General features: G+C 44.2%; 11 protein-coding genes. 1 reads left to right on the forward strand and 10 read right to left on the reverse strand.

Translation table 11 applies throughout. From position 1 onward, the window contains the following. Positions 1-27: 27 nt before the first annotated feature. The 7 genes from MHB49_RS17080 to MHB49_RS17110 form a co-directional block, all read right to left on the reverse strand. Positions 28-3072 (reverse strand): glycoside hydrolase family 2 TIM barrel-domain containing protein, encoded by a 3045-nt coding sequence (locus MHB49_RS17080; RefSeq protein WP_405157004.1) that lies wholly within the window; start codon positions 3070-3072, stop codon positions 28-30. Between the two features lie 309 nt (positions 3073-3381). Continuing rightward, positions 3382-4986 carry a response regulator gene (locus tag MHB49_RS17085; RefSeq protein ID WP_090898466.1) on the reverse strand — a complete coding sequence of 535 codons (1605 nt, stop codon included), beginning with the start codon at positions 4984-4986 and terminating at the stop codon, positions 3382-3384. Position 4987: 1 nt separating this feature from the next. Continuing rightward, positions 4988-6748 carry a sensor histidine kinase gene (locus MHB49_RS17090; RefSeq protein WP_179264763.1) on the reverse strand — a complete coding sequence of 587 codons (1761 nt, stop codon included), beginning with the start codon at positions 6746-6748 and terminating at the stop codon, positions 4988-4990. Positions 6749-6859: 111 nt separating this feature from the next. Beyond that, complete coding sequence (locus MHB49_RS17095) at positions 6860-8428, reverse strand: extracellular solute-binding protein (protein ID WP_179264762.1); 1569 nt, start codon at positions 8426-8428, stop codon at positions 6860-6862. 75 nt (positions 8429-8503) lie between these two features. Then, positions 8504-9367: a carbohydrate ABC transporter permease gene (locus MHB49_RS17100; RefSeq protein ID WP_177185709.1), complete on the reverse strand. Its 864-nt coding sequence runs from the start codon at positions 9365-9367 to the stop codon at positions 8504-8506. 10 nt (positions 9368-9377) lie between these two features. Then, the gene (locus MHB49_RS17105; protein ID WP_405157005.1) at positions 9378-10334 is read right to left on the reverse strand and encodes an ABC transporter permease; all 957 of its coding nucleotides are present in this window, start codon (positions 10332-10334) and stop codon (positions 9378-9380) included. A 224-nt stretch (positions 10335-10558) separates the two neighbouring features. Further along, positions 10559-11716, reverse strand: coding sequence for a glycoside hydrolase family 88 protein (locus MHB49_RS17110; RefSeq protein WP_405157006.1), 1158 nt, complete (start codon positions 11714-11716; stop codon positions 10559-10561). A gap of 179 nt (positions 11717-11895) precedes the next feature. On the opposite strand from MHB49_RS17110, the gene MHB49_RS17115 reads away from it, so the two are divergent. Beyond that, complete coding sequence (locus MHB49_RS17115) at positions 11896-12786, forward strand: helix-turn-helix domain-containing protein (protein ID WP_405157007.1); 891 nt, start codon at positions 11896-11898, stop codon at positions 12784-12786. Positions 12787-12906: 120 nt separating this feature from the next. On the opposite strand, the gene MHB49_RS17120 is transcribed toward MHB49_RS17115, so the two are convergent. From MHB49_RS17120 to MHB49_RS17130, 3 genes are all read right to left on the reverse strand, one after another. Continuing rightward, on the reverse strand, positions 12907-14880 hold the full coding sequence (locus MHB49_RS17120) for an alginate lyase family protein (protein WP_405157008.1): 1974 nt from the start codon (positions 14878-14880) through the stop codon (positions 12907-12909). A gap of 154 nt (positions 14881-15034) precedes the next feature. Continuing rightward, complete coding sequence (locus tag MHB49_RS17125) at positions 15035-16012, reverse strand: S-layer homology domain-containing protein (protein WP_405157157.1); 978 nt, start codon at positions 16010-16012, stop codon at positions 15035-15037. A gap of 127 nt (positions 16013-16139) precedes the next feature. Beyond that, a complete protein-coding gene (locus tag MHB49_RS17130) occupies positions 16140-21491 on the reverse strand; it encodes a carbohydrate-binding protein (protein ID WP_405157009.1) in 5352 nt (1783 codons plus the stop codon). Positions 21492-21609 lie beyond the last annotated feature (118 nt).

Raw genomic sequence — 21609 nt, forward strand, 5'->3', positions numbered from 1 at the left:
CCTCTCCATATGCTGTGACTATCATGCCTATTCATCTTCTTTGAAGATCGGTTTCAGCCACAGTTCGAAGGTGAATTCTTTGTCATCCAACCGATAAACATCCAGCAATTGTGGCCCAACGGACGATGAACCCACGCCACTCATTTTATAATCCAGCTGAACGACCGTTTCCTGTCTCGGTTTAAGATCATACGTATGTGAAGCAGCAGCCAGATCTTCAGGTGTATAATGTGATGCATTGAAAGAGAAGGGCTGGGAAGAAGCAAATTTCATACCCATACCGAGCAAATTGGTAACCATCGCCCATTCCGTTCCAAAGCGAGACCCGTTCTCCTGTGGCATGACATAGTCATCCTCGAAGAGATCATGTACGCGTGTAAGATATCTGCCTTTGCGTGCGCTCCGATGTTTATCCAGATAGCTTTCATGTGGTCCATACCCGTAATATTCAACTTCCTCATTCCCGGCAGGCATGATCCATTCCAGTCCGAACCTCGGCAGATAAGGCAAATTCTCACGTATATTCACACGGGTCTGCAATTGGATTACACCGTTGTGTTGCACATTCCAGATCGCTTCACCATGCAGAATGGGATACCGATCTGAAGCGCCTATAGCGTACTTTACGTTTAGGGACACACCGTTTTCCTTTTGCTCCCAGGTCGTTCCATATATTTTCGTTTTGGCACGGTCATACCCTTCTTCACGCCATTTGCCCAGAATATAGGTATCGTTATCAATCGGTGCGCGCCAAATGTGGAAACGAAGCGGTTCTGCAAGCATTTCCAGCCCTTCCCGTGTAATACTTGCAAATGCTCCTTGATCCAGATTAAATTCATACCGATATCCGTGACCTGTCATCACCAGAGTTCCTTGAACCTCTTCCGCGTGAATGTGGCGATAAGCGATTGCGGTGGCCGTAATCTGCTCCTGGACTCGGATAAGCGATTGAGTTTCATTCATTAGAAATTGGGCAAAAGCTACTTCATATCCCATGCTCGCCCATGCGGTCTCCCGATTGTTCCAAAAGGATAGAGTTAGCTCTGCCGCCTGACTTTTCAAGGCGGATAACACATACGGAAGCGAAATGTGCTGATCACACCCGGCTTCTGCTTCAAGCTGCCAGATTTGTCCCTGCTGCACAGTGACTCCACCCGATGTGATTTTCCAGTGTAGCCCGATATGGGACAAGTCTACAAAGTCATGACGATTCATAATGCTGAATAACCCCTGCGTCAGATCTATAGCTTCTACACGAATTGGAGCATGAATCTGCTTCAGCTCGATCAAACCCGAGTGTGGCTTTCGATCTGGCGAGACCAGGCCATCAATACAGAAGTTGCTATCATGGGGCGAATCTCCGAAATCCCCGCCATAGGCATAGTAGGACTGACCGTCCGCTGTCTTGGAAGCAATTCCGTGATCTGACCATTCCCATATACATCCTCCCATGAGCTGCGGGTGTGCATAGATGAGATCCCAATAATCCCCCAAATCCCCGCAACTGTTTCCCATGGCATGGCTGTATTCACATAAAAACAACGGCTTATGGTTGTTCTTGTCTTCTACATAATTGCGTACTTCATCGTAGGTAAAGTACATCTTGCTCTCAACGTCCAGCAATTGGGTATTTGGATGTCCTCCAAATTGCGAAGCGGTTCCCTCGTAATGCACTAGTCTGGATTCATCCCGGCTTTGAATCCATTCAGCCATGGCAATATGATTGTCGTGGTAGCCTGACTCATTGCCCAAGGACCACATGATGACGGAGGCGTGATTCTTGTCTCGCTCTACCATGCGAATCGCACGTTCCAGGAACGCTTCCTTCCAGACTGGATCGGCAGAAAATTGTTGGTAACAGCCATTTTTGAAGTTCCCTGCCTGCCCAATGCCGTGGCACTCCAGATCTGCCTCATCAATGACATACATACCAAATTCGTTGCACAACTCCAAAAAACGCGGGTCATTGGGATAGTGAGCTGTCCGAATCGTGTTGATATTGTATTGCTTCATTAACTTGATATCTTCAATCATGGCTTCCATTGGAATGGTTTGTCCCAGCAATGGGTGGGAATCATGCCGATTTACACCCTTCAGCTTGATTGCCTTGCCATTGATGCGAAATACCCCTTCATGCACATCTACCGTTCGAAAACCTATAGAAGAGAGCAGTACTTCATCCCCTGCTGTTAAATATAGATCGTACAATACTGGATTCTCTGCACTCCACATGCCAGGTTTTTCAACGTCCAGTTTCAATGTGCCCTTGTCTTCAATCACACCCTCAGCTGTTGCAATTTGCTTTCCTGAAGCATCTTTGAGTTCAGCCTTTACGTTCAAACGGCCTGTTGTTTTAATCTCCGACACCAGTGTGACCAGATTACCCCCTGCCGTAAATTGCTGTTTATGAAATACATCACGCATATGGGCTTTATCTCGTGCCAACAGATATACATCCCGATATATTCCTGAATACCGCCACATATCCTGATCTTCAATGTAAGTTCCATCGCACCACTTGAGTACCATCAAAGCCATGCGATTGGATCCAGGCTGAAGATAGGTTGACAGATTAAATTCTGCTGGTATTCGGCTGCCTTGACTGTATCCTACATATTGACCGTTGACCCAGAGATAGAAACAGGAATTCACGCCTTCAAATACGACATATCGTTCTTTGGCATCCCATTCCGATGGCACCTCGAAATCCCTTACATATAACCCTGCAGGATTGTCGTCGGGTACGAATGGCGGATCACACGAAATCGGATAGTTATAGTTAATATACTGAAGCTGATCGTATCCGTTTACTTGCCAACAGGAGGGGACTATTAGATTGTCCCACCCGCTAGCATCATAGCTCTTTTGATAGAAAGCTTCATGGATCTGAGCTACACTCGCATGGTACTCAAATTTCCATTGGCCGTTCAACGTCTGGAAATAGGGTGACTTGCCCCTCTTTCGTGTCTTGGCACTCACAGCATCATGATATGGAATGTAGTAGGCTCTTGCTGCCTCCCGATTTACGTGTATAGTGGTTGGATCCTCCCAATGTTTTGTAATGTCCAGCATATCAACATTCCTCTCTATATGTTCTATGGGATCAACTAGCAATTTCACTTTTTAGAAAAAAGTAAAGCGTTTTCAATAAAATTTTATAAATGCTTGAGCTAAACTAGGGTATCTCAGCATTTTGCATCTTTCACTTCCTCGCAAAACCTTATCTATGTGTATCCTATATATTTTCCGGTGGCAAGAGAAGCCAAAATCCACTTGCAATGGTACCCAAAAACAACTGAATTTCAAAAAAAGGCAGAACGCCAAGAGTTTGAACTTCTCCCTAGCGTTCTGCCTTTTGATGATAATGTATGATTCCACTGATTAATTTTGATATTGCTTCTTAAACTCGGAAGGCGTCATGCCTACTTTTTTCTTAAAGACGTCGCTGAAGTAGGAGCGTTCATCATAACCAACCTCCATGGCAACTTCCTGAAGCGTCATTCCCTGTAAAATCAAAATTTTTGCCTTCTCAATTCGTTCTTGCACTACAAATTGCAATACCGATTGGTTGGTTACTTTTTTGAACAGGTTGGAGTAATAGCTGGTACTTAGATGTACCTGTTTGGCATAATCCGCTACGGATGCATTCAGGTGCAGATGTTCTCGAATATAGGCGATAGATTCATTAATGACCACATGTGCAGTTTCTTTCTGCTTCTTGCCTATGTTCTCACAATACATATGACAGATTTCGGCCACGATGGACTGTAACTCTGTCAGTGAATCTGTATCATATGTCAGCTTATGAATCTTGCGATCGAAGAAATGTGGTTCTACAAACTCCAGATCTTCGTTGATGGCATTACGAACGTTGACCATTAACTCAATCCAGAACATTTTGACTTTATCGGGTGTAGGCATGGCTTGACTGTCTTTCCATTCACTAAAAATGCCATCCAGTACCTCATTAATTTTGCTCGTAGCCCCGGAACGAAGCAAGTAGACCAACTCACGTTCTTTTTCCGACGAAAATTTCACATAGGTCGCGTGATTCTCCGCATAGATTGGATAAGCGAATACACTGTTACCTCCAGTGTAGAAGTTATAGGACAAGGCATACATGGCCTGCTGATACGTGATGGGTAATTCATGAATATGCTCCACCTTGGTGCCGACGCCAATGGATATAGAATAACGCGTGTATCTCTCCACATTCTCTCGGCAGGCTTCAGCGATTTTCAGCATTTCCTCATTGTCAGCATCCGCACGATCGTTCACAATACATACGAACCGGTTAATATCGTCCCTGAACACAACGGCCCCGGTAAATGTACGAATCGTCTCCTCCAAAATATTCTGTAATGAGAATCGCTGTAATTCAACATCACTTACACCGGCCTTATTCGTGTAATAATTATCCATCTCCACGGTAAATACCGTGAAATAATGGTCATTCATGTTGACGTTCAGAAAATCCCACTTCTCCTTCACCGTTTCCGGATGGGAAGAATAACGCACCAGTAGATTCAAGTACTCCTGCCTTAGCAAGGGCATACTTTCGCGCAATTTCCGTTCCACATCCATGAGATGATGACGACTTTCTTTTTCTTTTTCCAGCTGTGCCGTGGCTCTGCATATCGTTTCCAACAGCTCATCCGGTGTAAAAGGCTTTAAGATATAATCAAACCCGCCAAGATTGAGTACCTGTTGCGCGTAGCTAAAGTCCGAATATCCACTAATAAAAATAAGTTTCGCACCGGATTGTTTCGCCTGCTCAATCATTTCAATGCCACTCAGTTTCGGCATCCGGATATCTGTAACGATAATATCGGGTTGTTTCTCTTGAATGAGCTTTAATCCATCGAGACCATCATACGCGGTACCCACCACTTCTATGGCATAATCGTCCCAAGGCAAGTCATGTGCAATCCCATCAACGACAGCAGGAATATCATCCACAATGACCAATGAAAATGTGTGCTTCATCTTAAGATGCCCCCTCGATTTCAAGCGGAATGAGAATTTCGATGCTAGTTTGTATATATGGTGTACTGGTTACATTGAATTCTGCTCTGCTTCCATAGTACAAGGAAAGCCGTTTACCAATATTTCTGAGAGCAAACCCTTCACAATCCGACACATCAAAATGCGGATTATCTGCCTCATGCTCCTGAACGTCGAAGCCTTGACCATTATCAATCACTTTCATCTGCAGGAACTTATTGACTACCTTAACCCTGATATGAATCTGTCCCTCATTTCGATAGTCTTTGAAACCATGCAGGATGCTGTTTTCTACCAACGGTTGCAACAACAATTTTAGCGTGGAAAGCTGCTTAATCTCCTCATCACATTCAATCGTGTATTCAAATAGGCTCGCATAACATAGCTTTTGAATCTTCAAATACTGGGTTACATGCTCCAGCTCCTTCCCCACCGTTGTAAGCTCTTCCCCATTGTTCAATCCCACACGGAACAGAGCCGATAAGGACATAATCATCTCTCGGACTTCTTCCTGTTTGTTGGAGTGAGATTTCCACAGGATGGTATTTAACGTATTATACAAAAAATGCGGATTCATCTGAGCCTGCAACGCCTTCATTTCGGCGATTCGTTCGGCATGTTGTGCATCCATTCGCTCCCTAGTAAGAAGTTCAATCTGATCCAGCATGCTGTTAAACCTGAAGCCGACGTGTGTGAACTCATCTTTGTATTCGCCTTGAAAACGAACGGACCAATCGTTATGCTCGACCTTTTTCATGACGGATTGTAACTGATTTAATGGACGCAGCAGTAAACTTGTTAATTTTCGTGATACCAGCAATGCCAATAGACCGAATATAACGATGACACTGATCGTGACGAGTTGAATCAAACGTACATCTCTCAAAAGCACATTTCTTTCAGTAAGGTGTACAATTAACCAGTTATCCGGAAAAGCCACCGTGGAATAATTGACCAGATAGCGAATATGGTTGACCGTATATTCAAAATGTCCCTTATTATCCTTCAATCGGCTTCTGAAATCAGCGTCGGCAGCCAGTTGACTGGAGAGGGAATCGGCTTCAAATGCAAGTTTTCCATTCTCGGTAAATACAACAGGAATGGCATCTCCACTGTTCTTTAGCAAGTACTCCTTCAAGGCACTCTCACTTACATCAACGACAATATGTGTATCTGCCGGTGCATTCTGTACGATAGGCACAAACATCAGACTGAGCACGTTCTGACCAGTTCTAAACAGATCATCCGGATGTGATTCCACCCATCCTGCAAGATGCCCCTTTTCTAAAAAAGGATATACGTTGCTCTCTGAGAAAGGAATTCCCCCAGTTCGATTATCTGGGTTAGAAAAGTACTCGCCAACAGGAGTGTTAATCAAGATGGACGTGATGCCCGGCTCAATGAGCTTCATTTGAAAAATAGGCGTTTGTAGTGACTGATTCAACTTGAAATGATCATAATAGCTGAGTTCACCGCCCTTTGCCGTTCTCTTGAGCAACTGATTAAACTGATCGCTGGACATAAAAGTTAGAACGGCAAGGCGAATTTTGCGCAGTTTTTCCTCCAAAGATTGCGCTGATTTATCGATAATCCCTTGATTAAGGGAATACGATTTGTTCTCCAGTACCCGGGAGGCAATAAGATATGATGTTCCTCCGCAGACAACTACAGCAACCATCGTAAACAAAATTAGTGATAATTGTATGCGCTCTCGGAATGTAGTTGAATATAGCCATTTTTTCATATTCATTCTCCCGATGATCAATAATTCATAGTATACCGTACTAACCGCATAAGAATATATAGCAATAGAGAAGCCGTTTGGCTTCTCCATTGCTGCTACACTGTTATGTCACTATTGGATACTTAGGTAACGAGCGTAAGCATCATTGTAGATTTGGATGTATTCTTCTACACCAAGATTTTTCAGTTGAGTTTTGTATGCCTCGAATCCGGCCTCCACATTTTCACCACCCATGACCCAGGTCTGCGCTTTCTCTGCAAAATACGTATCAATCTGGCCTTTCAACGCATCTAGACGTTTTTGCTCCTCTTTTGTGAAGTTCAATGTTGGCAGTACATAATCATCAGAGATGATGTTTTTATCCTGGTATTCCTTAATGCCTTTCAAAGCAATTTCATTCGTCCATTGTTCTTCATAAGAGAAGTCCTGCCATGCCCCCATTTTCGGCAATTGCGCGCCAAAGGCTTCTACCAAGTAGCCATTAACCGCCGGTTGGCTTAAGACTTCCTCTGTAAATTTCGGTTTGCCATCAACCATGGTGTAGGACTCGCCTTCAATCCCGAAGTTGAACAATCGACGTCCTTCTTCACTCCACCAAAAGTCAAAATATTTTACTGCATCTTCGATATGCTTGCTTTGCGCCGTAACACCCCAACCGAAGCCACTAAGCTGAGCACGTTTACCTACTTCATACACTTTGCCGGAAGTACTTGCAGGCGGAGCAAACGGGATAAAGTTGAGATCTGGAACATCTTTGCTCAGAGATTGGTTAAAGTTAGCTGTACTCGCAAACCAGTCATGTGTGGAACCCGCAGTGTTGTTGCCCAACAAGACCTCTCGTGCTTTAGAACGAGTATAGATTTCTTTGTCGATCAAGCCTTCCTTATACCACTTAGCGATGTTCTCGATTCCTGTTTTGAATTGGTCCTCATAAGGACCATATACGATTTTTCCATCTTTAATATAGAAAGAATGATAAGCATCCCATAAAGGAAGCAAGCTGTATACCCCAACAACGTTATCACGTTGCATGAAAGGCACTTCATCTTTTTTGCCATTGCCGTTCGGGTCCTGGTCACGGAAGGCTTTTAAGACTTCATAATATTCATCTACTGTCTTTGGCATATCCAGATTCAACTTGTCCAGCCAATCCTGACGAATAAACCAACCTGTGGAAGCGCTACCATCTGCGACAAAAGGAATGGCATATATATTTCCATCGGCAGCAGTAATCGTTTTTCTCACTTCTTCGTGTTCATCAAGAAACTTCTTGAAGTTCGGCGCCAATTTATCGATATAATCATTCAGTGGTTCCAAAGCACCTTCGGCTCCAATGGAGTTCAGATCCGCCGTATAATAACTCACAATATCCGGCAATGTACCGGAAGCCAGCATCAGGTTATAGGCCTGCTTCTCCTCCCCGCCAGCAGAAGCCACGTTGTTCAAAGTTACCCCGGTCAGTTCAGCTGCCTTTTTCAGGACAGGTGAGTCCATCTTGACTACACCCGCATCATCAAAATAGAAGATGCTCAGATTCGCTGTTTCCTTACCTTCAGTGCCCTTGGATGAAGTCTGTGTATTGTTCGTGGTATTACTCGCAGTATTGCTCGAACTACACGCTCCGAGTACAGTCGCACTCACTAACAGAGATGCCAATAATAAAGACGCTTTTCTTTTCACACAAATGCCCCCTCTGTGATAGTAAACCTTCTATATCAAAATGAAGTCTTGTTATGACAACATTCGGATAGTTACTTAACCCTTTAATGAACCGATCATGACACCCTTAACAAAATATTTTTGTATAAATGGATAGACAGCGATAATCGGAATAATGGCAACCACGATTGTAGCATAAATGACAGTTTCTCCTGTTGTAAAGGAAACATCGTTCATCATGTTTTCCGATGGTTTCATCTGTACAACAAGTCTGTTCAGTAGAACCTGTAGCGGGAACTTGCTCTCATCCCGCAGCATGATCATGGACCAGAAGTAGCCGTTCCATCTCGATACAGCGTAAAACAATCCGATTGTAGCTAGCGGAGCCTTCGAGAGTGGCAGCACGATCCGCATCATAACACCGATATCGCCTGCACCGTCAATACGCGCTGCCTCTTCAATCTCCTCGGGAAGTGACTGGAAGAACGTACGCAGAATAACAAAGTTAAATGTACTTATCGCAAACCCGATAATTATACCAAAACGATTATCCAGCAAACCAAGACTCTGGAAGTTCAGGTACATCGGAATCATACCAGCATTGAAAATCAGTGTGAAAGAAATGATCAAATTAATCGTTGTCCGGCCTTTCAGCCTTTTCTTCGCCAGTGGATATGCACCACAGATCGTCAAAATCATACTTGTTAATGTGCCGACAACCGTGTAGAAAATCGTATTGCCATAACCGGTCCAAATCCCTTTCTCACCCAGCACTGAAGTATAAGCTTCCCACGTAATTCCTTTTGGAAGCAAAAGAACCTCTCCTGTCACTACTGCCTGTGGGGAACTTATAGACGCTGACAGGACATATAAGAACGGATACAAGGTCAGACAGGCGAACAAACCCAGAATAATATAGTTGAATACATAGAATACTTTTTCTCCACGACTCTCCATCATAAGCTATCACCTACCATAGTCCAGATTCTGTATATTTCTTGCTCAGTTTATTTGCAGCGATGATGAGAATAAATCCAACGACTGAGTTAAATAATCCTACTGCCGCAGCCATATCATACCTTCCGTTTACTATACCTTCACGATAGACATAGGTACTAATAACATCCGCAGTTGCGTAAGTTACCGGTTGGTAGAGAAGAATTATGGCTTCATACCCAACCTCGAGCAAGCTACCGATCTGCAGTATGAGCATGATCATGATCGTTGGAAGGATTCCCGGAATCGTAACGTGAAGTGTACGTTTCCATTTGCTCGCTCCATCAATAACAGCGGCTTCATACAGTTCCGAATTAACACCGGATAATGCAGCAATATATATGATGGCCGCAAACCCGGTACCCTGCCAAATGTTCATGGAGTTCAGTATCGTTCGGAAGAAACTCGCATCAGCCAGGAAGTAAATTTTATCGCCACCAAACTTTTCAATAATCAGATTGACTATACCGTTTCCGGGAGCCAGGAAGTTAGTGACAATTCCTGCTACGATAACAACCGATATAAAGTGGGGCATATAAGTAAACGTTTGCACAACTTTTTTGAATTTGGAACTCTTGACCTCATTGAGTAGTAGAGCAAAAATAATTGGTGCTGGAAATACAAATAGCAATGCGTACAAGCTGATAATCAGTGTATTCTTTAACACTCTGTAGAAATATTCACTTTGTAAAAATTCCTGAAAGTGTTGAAGACCTACCCATTCGCTACCCTGAATTCCTCTAAATATGCTATAGTCCTTGAATGCAATCTGTATGCCATACATCGGCTTGAATGCAAACATGACATACCATAATAAAAAGGGAACTAGTAGCAGATAAAGGAACCAGTCTCGTTTAATCAAAGCCCATAATGTAGATGTCCTCTTTACGCTCTTGGTATTGAACGTTTGAATTTTCGTGTTTGTCGTCACGTTGTCTAAGGCCTCCTCCAGATCCTTGTCTATGTGTTTGTTTGGTGTGAAATCATCTTAACATGGAATACAAATGACCCATGAGGTAAAATCCAACGCCCTTAGTACGGAAAAACAACTTTGTTTTGTAATAAAAATGTTAACCAAAAAAAGAGAACTTGCTGTGAAAGCAAGCCCTCTTTTTCATTCCCACCGGAATATAATTATATGAATAATTAAACAGTTCACCAGAAATACAAGTCAGTTCCTTTTAACTTATATACCGCTTCTATAAAGTAGTAATCTCCATAAATAATAGATTGATGATGCTCTTTGGCATGATACGCAGCTGATCCATTTTTGAGGATACAATCGCAATCTGTGGTCCAGTCTGCTCTGTCTTCATCCAATGTTTTCAGCAATTTAATGGCAGGTTTCAGATATAGTTCCTTCTCATGAAGTTCGACTGCCTTGGAAATTTCAATTAGTCCGCAAGCTGCAATTGCTGCAGCTGTTGAATCTTCATATGCTGGCTCCTTCGGTTGTCTAAAGTCAATAGGAGTAATTCCATTATCCGGAATGTTGGCGATAAAGTAATGAGCAATGCGTTTCGCCGTATCGAGATATTCCTTTTTGCCTGTATGAATGTAGCTCATCATAAAACCGTACAATCCCCACGTCTGACCTCTCGTCCAAGATGAGCCTTCACCATACCCTTGCCCACCATATGATTTTATAACACCCCCTGTAAACGGGTCGAATTCTACAATATGATTGACGGAACCATCAGGACGTACAAATGTGTTCATGACCGTATGGGCATGCTTGAGGGCAATCTGCATAAATCGGGGATCTCCAGTTTCTTCCGTTGCCCAATAGAGCAAGGGGATGTTAAACATACAGTCAATAATGGCCCATCCTCGAGTGTCTTCTCCACTGATGTCGTTCCATGCGCGAATAAACTCTCCCATCGGGTTGTAGCGTCCTGCCAACAAGTTGGCAGCGTGAAGCGCCCGTTTGCGAGATTCAGGATTCTTGGTCAGTTTATAGTTTGCGACACTGGTTGGTAGCCACATAAATCCCACATCATGATGCAGACCGTAATACTGCTGAAGGCCCGCATCGAGCTTGTCTTCTGAGATGTTTGCAACATTTTTGTATTTCTCTTGACCCGTATTGTAGTACATCTGCCACATCATTCCACCCCAGAAACCATTGGTCCACCAGTTAATCCCGTCTGCATGTGTACCACTAGGATTTTCGACAGACCGGTCATCATGTACACCATTAACGGTAGTGTATGGAATTTTGTTTTTGGATTTTTCGCTCACCCAGTCTAATTTTTGAATAATACGTTGCTCAATATCTTGTAGCCAGACTCGTTGCTCTTCTGTATTTAACATGCCGGTTCCCGCTTTCCTGTTTTGGATTCTCATTCATCATCTAGTTGGAACAGCATCAGTGTATCATGCTAAAACCCGCAAAAGTTTTGCTGCGTTTAATGAAAATACCGTTCTGTTGCACTTTTGACAAATGATAAAGCAATGCTACAATCTAGTAAAAATGGTGTGGAGTGATTTTCATGGAAGTCGGTTTTGAATCAGTCCCGTTTCATGGAAAACCTGTGGTGTGGACAGATCGTCATCGAACAAGCAAAACAAACAGTAGTTTTTATCATTGGCACCAGTGCTGCGAGTTTTTGATCGTATTTGAAGGTAAGGGTACAGTGGTCATGAATAATAAGACCTATCCAATCAAGCCGGGGATGCTCTATGTATTCCAGCCATTCGAAATACACAAAGTCTTTGCTAAAGTAACTCATGAAAGTCATTACGAAAGAGCAGTGATCCATTTAGATCATGTGGTTATAGATCAGTATTTAAAAGACTATCCACGTCGCAGAGAATGGTTTGATCGTTTGTGCTATTCCAATGAGATTGAGCGCGCATTTGACTTAAGCAGAGATATGGATCTCTTTAGCTACTGTGTGGAAGATTACGGACAAATTGCTCACATGGAACAAGGTGAATCCCGGGAGGAAATTACCGTATTCGTTCTTCAGTTTCTTAGTGCTATGGCAAGGATCTTCCCTAAAGATCAATCGAAACCCAGTCTTACTCGGCGCAAGAAAGAACATTCTGAGCTTATTATGCAGTGGTTGGATGAACATTATATGGAATCTAACATTCTCAACAAGCTGGCAGACCAACTGCATTTCACAAGATCCTATGTGTCCCGGCTTTTCAAGAATGAAACTGGAAGCAATTTGAGCGAGTATCTTACTGCCAAACGAATTAAAGTAGCAGCTCATATGCTGGAAACGACAACTATGTCGGTGGAATACATAAGTCATCACGTAGGCTTCCAAAATGTTTCACATTTTATCTCGTGTTTCAAAAAAACGTACCAGGTCACACCTTTGAAGTATAAGTTAAATCAAAAAAAGAGCGGGTTGGAGAGCCATGAAATATAGCATTCAAAACCTACTCAACGAAGAAACCTCCAGACCCGCAGCGAAAGCAGAAATTTGGAGGTTTCTCAATTGAAATAAGATTTAGAGAAATGAATTTGGCTAGCTTTAGATCAACTGTTCCTACTGAACACTTACATTGTCAAATGTAGCAGTTGTAAGCGTCGTGTTTGCATGAGACGTCACCGCAAGTCCTACATAGGCTGTACTTGCAGCAGAAATGGATGACGAACCTGTCTGAGTCCATGTAACACCATTTGCAGAAATGTAGGTCGTTACGGTGTTCCCCGATCTGGTCGCTCTGACCCAATAAGGTGCACTCACCGTTGCGGACGTCGTAGAATTCGTGATCGCGCCAGGTGCCGTCCGATTTTGGAATACGGCGAGTCCTGGTTTCATAGCAGCATACACATTACTGGCATCCTCAAACAGAGATTCTCGAATCATGACTCCTGCCTTGGCAGATGAATGGGTATTCGTCAGACTGGCAACACGAGCTGTAATCGTCCGGTCTCCTTTTAACGGCACATAAGCAAATCTAAACTGATCTGATTTATCCCAGATATCACTTCCAGCCCCTTTTATTGTATAGGTCCCGGCACTATAACTGTAACTTCCAGCAACACCGACGCTACCAATATCCTGCGAAGAAAACGGGATCTGTGCATTCGCAGATGACAGTGTCGTAGCACTTACCGTGCTGCTTGTTGTAGATGTGTTTGACTTCGCATCATAAGCACTTACTTGATAGTTGTAAGCTGTAGAAGTAGTCAGTCCAGCATCGGTATAGTCCGTAGTTGGTGAATATCCCACAATGGTCCCATTCCTGTAAATTTTGTAACCACTTACAGCAATATTATCCGTTGAAGGTGACCAGCTCAAATTAATAACTTTGTCAGACAACGGTTTGACGGTTAAACCCGTCGGTGCTGATGGCTTCGTTGAATCGGTAGTGGTACCCAGTCTGTATGCAAATGTGAGCAGAGCTGCATCCGTATCTGTTGCTGGCATGCCATTCATATAACTGGTTGTATACGGAGCAGTCAATCCTTTGCGTGTTACATAGTGAGCATATATGATTTCATTTTGTGCCCATCCGATGGTAGCACTTCTTCCCGTTCCATTAATACCACTCCAAGGTCCCATGGTACAACGTCCGTATGTTGAATCCCATGAAGTTGGTTCATTGCCCAGATTATAATTGGACCAATATTCCGAGCCAGCTAAGAGTCGATTATCTCCATCTCCAAACAAATCAACACCCTGCTTCCAGGCGATTTCTGCCACAACCGTTAAGTTGCCAAGTCCACCAAGAGCGTGAACCTGATCTCGCCCCGATTCGGAAATCTGCCCTGTAGACATAACATTTCTCGTCACAGAAGCACAAGCATTCGTTCTGAAATTAGATATTGCAGAATCAAACATCGTCTGATTGTTCGTGAATATCGCGATTGAAATCATGGATTTCATTGCGGATCCACCCCAGTTTGCATCCCCCGGGGATTGAATATGAGGATAAAAAACGTTGGTCAACATATTTTCCAGTTGTGTAATATTAGCTGCAGCCCAGCCTGAGTTGCTATATCGTAACAATTCGCCTGCATTGGCAAGAAAAATGCCATTATCACCAGCAGCAAGCTGTGCATCTGTTCCAGCAATGCTAGTTAATGTGCTCGACCAAGCATTGAGAATCTCAATGGCTTTATTAGCATACGCCTGTGTTCCCGTCACATTCCATAGGAGAGCGTTATAATAAGCTGCTCTCGCATCATTCTCTAAAGCACTATTTCCATAATTCGTACTCGTACATGTAGAAGTAGAATCGTTCCTGCAAACCGTACTATAAGGTCCTTGTTTTGCATAAGATGAGGATGCTTTGCTATCTGTTTTGAAATTTGCTAATGCTGACTTCCAAGGTTCTGTGTTCTGATTGGCAGTCATTCTGGTGAGATCCGTAGCATTATGCAAAATTCCAGGATGAGTAAATGTTGCTGCTTCTGCCGTTTCCGGTGAAGCTACACTATACGCAGGGATCAGAAGCATGATGATGACTAGCATAGTACTCATGAGCTTTGCTTTGGTGGACCGTTGTGGCATAAAATCACTCCTTTAAGATGGATGTGGAAAAGATAGAATGTAATCGCTTACAAATGTATTCTACTTGTTAATTTACATATAAAAACAGGCAATATTCGATGAAAAAAGAGGGTAAATCCAACTTTCCTTACATTCTTCCTTTATCCTGACCAATTCAATTCCTTAACACATTTAAGATCACGGTAACTGCCTCTGCGCGGGTCACATTCGTGTTTGGCGAGAAACGATTGTTCCCTATCCCCTGCATAATGCTTGATTCTACAGCCTCATGAATGAAAGGTTTCGACCAAGAAGAAAAATCGCTCGCATCAGTAAATTCATTCACGTAAGTCACATCATGTTGTGTCTTGCCGAGTGCGCGAACAGCAACCGCTGCCATCTCGGCACGACTCATCTTCGCGTTTGGTCGGAAGGTGTGGTCGGCATAACCGGTAATAAGTCGCTTCTTCACTGCTGCTTGCACGTGGGAGGAAGCCCAAGCCGGGATCTGGTTCGCATCGGCGAAAGTTGCATCTGATTCATTCACATCAAGTTTAAGTGCTCTGCTAAACATAACAGCAAACTCGGCGCGAGTGACCTCATGCTTAGGACGGAACGTGCCGTCCGTATACCCGTCAATAAATCCGGCATCTACCGCCTTTAAAATGGAAGCCTCTGCCCAATGCCCCGTTATGTCACTGAAGCTGATCCCTGATTCCGCATGTATGGTCTCCTGCAGTGCAGGTGTCATGCTAGACATATTTAGCTTTGAGTCCACCAGCTTGATATTCTGAAGTGTAATCGTGCTGTTACCAGCACGTTGCACACTAAATTGCAGGGTCGTCAATAGTTGATCCCCACTATCACCTTTCACGCTGCCCACTTTGGTATGGGCAATCTTGAGATAATTCCCCTCCGCTTTCGGCACGACCGTATATCCAACAGTTCCTGCGCTTGCTTTGGAAAAATTAAGCCTATTTGCATCAAATTCCAGATTCATTTCATAGGCATACAGATCCTCAAGGTCATGTCCGATGACCGAAACTTCAACGAGATTGTTATTAATAGAATTCAGTTTTAACTCAAAGCTTGGACGCGCTAACTGCTCTGTTGTGGCTGCATTCACACTCGTTGTACAGATCATCAGTAGCACCAAGAAACTTGTCCACACCTTCCTTATTTCTATTTGCTTAAACTTGGTCTTCGATCTCAATGGAGACCCTCCCTGTCACATGAATGATCAGAAGGAAGGCGACAGGTGCGCCCTCCCTTGATCATACCTATTTATTTTGCAGCCAGTCACCAACAATCATCTGAGCAACAGCAGCCAACTCACGAATGGTGATCTCACCCCCATCGAACAGATCTGCTTTCTCAATATCGGTCCAGCTTGCATCTGTTGATTTTGTTCCATAATACTTCGCAATGATAGAGAGATCTTTGATACTGACTTGAGTCTGGCCTGGAACAAGAGTAATCATCTGTGCAGCAAATGTACTTGCAGCAGATTGTAAATTTGCTAATGCTTCATCAACACTTGATTGTGTTGCCGCTGTATTGTTTTTCACCTCATTTGCCGTATTCAGAGCAGCTTTCAGGATCGAAATGGCTTGTTGAGGATACTGACCAATTTTTGTTCCAGCAACAGCTTTGTCCAGTTGTTTTTGAACGGATTGGATCTGAACTGCCAACCCAGTATGGTCTGTCGGCTGAGGGGTTGCAGTATGAACACTACTCCTGAATGTAGTAATGGCCGTTTTCAAAGCAGTGACTGCTGTGTTCACTTCGGCCTGAGTGCTCCCAGTGTTGTCGCGAACGACCATCGCACTTTGAATTGCCGCATCGAATACATTTTTGGCCTCAAACGGGTACTGCCCCTGTGATGATCCTACAACAGCCGTTGCGGACAATTGCTGTGCTTGCAAGATCGTCTGTTGTAATTCAGCTTTGCTTACGCCGATTACAAGCTCTGTAAATGCTTCAACCGCCCGATTCAGTTCTATAACTTTGGCATCTACTTCAGCTTGGGTTGCCGCCTCATTCGTCGTTACCGCACTTGCATGTTCGATGGCTGTAAGGAGCACTGCTTTGGAACCAACCGGATACTGTCCGGTATCGCTGCCTTCCACTGCCGTGTCATGCAGGGATTGTGCGGACTGGATTGCAGCAGTTAGCTGTGTCTTATCGACTTGAATCTGAATAGTGATTGACGCTGTCGAGGTATCCAGCATGTTAGAATTTCCGTCTGCGGAAACTTCGAAATTACTTAAGCTGACTTGTGCTTGGCCAGTGGTCGCATCTGTCTTGACTTGCCCATGCAAATTGATAAGATCGCCCGAATCGTTAATCTGATTCTGGTTTGTGTTAGCCACAATAAGGAGAATTTCACCGGATTCCGGTTTCACCCCTGTTCCGATGATTTGCAAGTATTCTTCTGAAGAAGTCACTGCTCCATCAGCAAGAATAGTAAGTCCTTGTTCGTCCTCGGTTGTTGGGAATTGCAACTTGTACGTATCGTAAGTTACGGTCAATTGTGCCGTTGTGAAACCATTCGTGACGCCATGTACACCGATGTTCAAGTCCACCGTTTGCCCCGGTGCAGCTGTTAATGGTCCGCGTAGTGTAGCCGAATTTTCCGCTCCTGGCTGTGGTTCTGCTATTTCTTTTACCGTGATGGTCCAGGTAGCAACAGTTGCTGCACCTTTGGCATCAGTCGCTTTGAATTGCAGTACGTAGCTCCCTGCTGCTTCTGGCGTCCAGCTAAATTCACCCGTAGCTGTATCCAGCTGCGCTCCTGCTGGCAGACCTATACCCGCATACGTGATGGAATCCCCTTCCGGATCCGTAGCAACAAGCGTCTGCTTCACCTCTTGACCTGCCGTCACCGTCACCGGAGACAAATCGGCAAATATTGGCGATTGGTTAGGCTCTGGAGCAATTGCTGCTTTTTGGTAGAACTCAAGCTCTGCCACATTGGCATTGCCCTTAGGTGTGTAATACCGAAGATATCGATATCCCTTATTGTTCGTCATTCCCACAAAATACCACTTGGCAGTAGAGATGGTTCCAATAGTGTACAGAGTCTCAAATGTTGTACCATCATTCGAGCCTTGAATCACAGCATCCTTCATCCGATTAAGATGGGTACTGCGCGGATAAAATTTTACACCGCCCAGGATTGGTGCATTGTTTTGACCTAAATCAATCAGAATCCAGCTTGGATTGGTTAACGCATCTGGTGCCGTTTCTATATTGCCATCAAATGCCCACCATCCATTACTCTCGGGAGTCCCGATTCCTGTTGAGTCACTTGCATCCCACTGTTTGGATGAAGCCTTGACCATCGATTGCGTAACCTGAATCGCAGATAGGGTTGTTACATCTATAGGACTGCTTTTTGCCGTTTCTCCTGCGTTGCCTCCAGCTGCTACCTGGTAAGCATACAACGTACCGGGTTTCAGATCAGCATCGCTCAATTCAGTCGAAGTGGTTTCTTTCCACTTGGTATAGGTGCCCCCAGCTCCTTGCTTGCGATAGATGGTGTAGTAAGTTGCTCCTTTGACTTCCTGCCAGTTCAAAAGTACGGAAGTCGGCCCCGTTAAAGCTGCAGTCAATCCTTCAGGGGCCTTATTCTCCTCTTCAGGGTATATGGACAGCTTCACTTCCTGATCGACGTAATTGGATGTATCATCCTGCGCATAGATATGGAAGACATATTCACCTGGCGCAAGTCCGACTGGTTTAACAATTAACGTCCCGCCTGCCTTTCCATTCAGTCCACTACTGTCAATATAATCCTGATTATCCGTCGATAAAGATACATTCACAGAGTCTAGATCTTCAATGGATACCTTCAAATTCATATCTTCGCCATTCTCGTAGGCCGCTACGCTTGTGAGTTCAAACCCTTGTTCACTTGTCAACTTGATTACTGGCGAGGTATCGGCTGGATCAAGTGTGTAGCTGCCCAGCATGACTTCTGTGTCTTCATTATCCGTCATGATGGAAAGGAAAAGACTTTTCAAATAGGTTGGGTAGTCATCCGATTTTACATATTTATCTGATATGTTAGTACTCACCCGAAGCCACTCGCCTTTAGTATCCGGCACTCGGATCGTAGAAAAAGGGGGAGTGGATGAATCTCTTTGCAGCTGCAATTTGGCCGCTCCATTAGTTCTGACCGTAAAGGAAACAATGCTGTCCTTGGTACGATCCACTTGAAGTGCGGCCTTGCTCAAATAAACAAGGCTTTCGTTCTTTGTCAGAATATAAGAGCGGGTGCCTTCTTTGCCTGTCTCAAATGTACCGGAAATCGGAATAGCCTGATCGGCAATGAAGTTGGCTTGACTGCCAATTGTTTCTACGTTCGCCAAACGATTCCGTTCAATATTCCGGTATGTCTTAAGTGTAATTGGCGAGCTGCCTTTATACCTTAGAGTGATATCATGAATGCCCTTGATCTTAGCCAAGTCTGCTGATGCAACTTCAGAGGTGAATTTGACCATAGCATTGCTCGTATTTGGCATTTTGTAGGTTGCTACCAGTGTTTCCCCGCTGTATAACAGCAGTTTGCCAGTCGCATCTGTTGTTTTGGCCTGTAATTCAATACTATTGTTACCACTATCAAAATTCATTTTGCCGAATGTGATTGCCCCTCTTTCACTCAGATTCACACCGTCTGAAGCTTTAGTAGCTTCTCCGGAGAGGACACCTGACAGAGCTGTATGTTCATCGCCTGCATAGCCATCTGAGAATGCGAACCAGTCGAACGCAATCTGATATGACAATGCGTTTGCGCTGCCATAATACTTGAATGCGATCAGATGCTTACCTGACAAAGGCTTACTTAGCTTGCTTGAGACCGTCGCATAATTGGTCCACCATCCGGTGTTCGGTACCTGCAAGGTAGTTAGTACTTCACCTTTGGCAAGATCAGCTGTCGTAACATTGGTGCGATCAAGTCCGCCCACACCATCCAACAAGATTACATCCACTTTAGTGCCCACATTCGAATTACTTGCAGCCCGAATCGTAATCTCGTTGTAACTGTCGTCTAGATCTAGGTCATACCATGTGTACTGATTCTCATAGCGAACGTCATACAGTACGGAACGCATACCGTCCATATCCTGAAACGTACTCGTGCTGGTGGTTTCACTCCTACCCACATAATCGAACGCCTGCAAGCGGTCATATGCTGCTGTCACTTCCATATACGGCGGATTGCTTAGTGGCTTTGGTGGACCAACCACCTCACCTGTCGCCAAGTCATTGGTCCCCTGTAACAGAACATAAGATGGGATCGCTTTCAATCCACCTTGCTTTTCGATAGCTTGTGCCAGATATTTAATCCTTTCATCATCAGGATCCAGTGGCTGAGTCAAATGATGCATGTAGTATCCGTATGTGACTTCGGACGCGTACCCCAATCCTCTGCCGTTATCACTGACGGTATCAGCGTAATTGCCTGTTGGATCACCAACCACAGCATTGCTAATATTAACTGGTGTATACAAGATATCGTAACCCAGATTATATTTGGCAAGCTCATTGGCTCCAGCCAATATCCGATTGTCGAGGAATTCGAACATTCCTACACCATCTGAAGCCTCCGTCACTTCTCCGAATGTTGGTGAAGCCGGGTCCGGGTTGACCTTCGTACCCTGGATTTCAGTCATGTAGGCAATCATGGATAATGTGGACGTATTTCCTGAAGCGTGGCCCATATCGCGGAACATTTCCACAAGTTGTACATGGGGCTCGACAGGTGCACCCGTTCTTTCATTTTGTGTGACATAGCGAATCTGATGGAAAATATCACCGGATTGCCCTTTGAACGTTGCCGTTTTATTGGCTGTTGCCCACTCCACAGCCTCTTGGTACCATTGCTGATTATCCGAGAAAATAGCAGCCATCATATAGGCCTGAGTGATAATACCATGCTGGTTCATCCAGCGACCATTGTTATGATAGAAGTTGCCATCGTAGAAGGCCATCAGATAGTTCTGCGTAAAATTCGTCGTATCCGTATCCGTCCACGCCCATTCCCCGCTGCCCTCCGTATACCGCAACAATTCGGCAGCTCTAACCATGTTAACCATGGCATCACCGATACTAATATGCGAATCTGTAAATCCTTTTGGATTGCCCAGATCAATTTGGGACCAAAGACGAACAATGGTCATTGCTTTCTCACGGTAACGAACATCACCTGTAGCAGCCCATATGACTGCGTGGGTAAATGCCGCTTCTGCATCCACCTTGGCTTCCTTGGCTTTTGCATCATTGTCGATCTTGGTGTATGCGGGTTTCGTTTTATCCAGCTTACTTTGATTCCGAATATCATAATCCAGTGATCCACTGCGACTGTTCCTGAAGTCCTCGAATGCACTTGCCCACGGCTCTGCGCCAATGGCAACCTTCTCCTGCATCAGCTTCAGTGCATCACCAGTGAAACCTACAGAAGGATGAACGAATCCCTCTTGGCTTACCGTCTCCAAGATTGCAGGCTGGGTATGGATAACCGAATCATCAGCGGATACCCTGCTTGGAAAGGTAGTTATAACTAAACAGAGACTTACTACTAACACACGAATAACCATCCATTTTATAATTTTGCAGCACTGCTTCATTTCACAGCCTCCTGATTCAATAAAATGTCGAATTAAAAGTAAACGCTTCCATAAATAAACGATATCTCCTTCCCTTAGAATGTTTTCTTCATGAAGATATAGATAAATTGGTTAGAAG

Origin of the sequence: Paenibacillus sp. FSL K6-0108 (assembly GCF_045040695.1) — a bacterium.
In the GTDB taxonomy this organism is placed as follows: Bacteria; Bacillota; Bacilli; order Paenibacillales; family Paenibacillaceae; genus Paenibacillus; species Paenibacillus pabuli_B.

What these genes read in the sequence shown, in the direction of transcription:
- MHB49_RS17080 (WP_405157004.1), bottom strand. Translation starts at nt 3,072, where the DNA reads ATGCTGGACATTACAAAACATTGGGAGGATCCAACCACTATACACGTA.
- MHB49_RS17085 (WP_090898466.1), bottom strand. Translation starts at nt 4,986, where the DNA reads ATGAAGCACACATTTTCATTGGTCATTGTGGATGATATTCCTGCTGTC.
- MHB49_RS17090 (WP_179264763.1), bottom strand. Translation starts at nt 6,748, where the DNA reads ATGAAAAAATGGCTATATTCAACTACATTCCGAGAGCGCATACAATTA.
- MHB49_RS17100 (WP_177185709.1), bottom strand. Translation starts at nt 9,367, where the DNA reads ATGATGGAGAGTCGTGGAGAAAAAGTATTCTATGTATTCAACTATATT.
- MHB49_RS17110 (WP_405157006.1), bottom strand. Translation starts at nt 11,716, where the DNA reads ATGTTAAATACAGAAGAGCAACGAGTCTGGCTACAAGATATTGAGCAA.
- MHB49_RS17115 (WP_405157007.1), top strand. Translation starts at nt 11,896, where the DNA reads ATGGAAGTCGGTTTTGAATCAGTCCCGTTTCATGGAAAACCTGTGGTG.
- MHB49_RS17120 (WP_405157008.1), bottom strand. Translation starts at nt 14,880, where the DNA reads ATGCCACAACGGTCCACCAAAGCAAAGCTCATGAGTACTATGCTAGTC.
- MHB49_RS17130 (WP_405157009.1), bottom strand. Translation starts at nt 21,491, where the DNA reads ATGAAGCAGTGCTGCAAAATTATAAAATGGATGGTTATTCGTGTGTTA.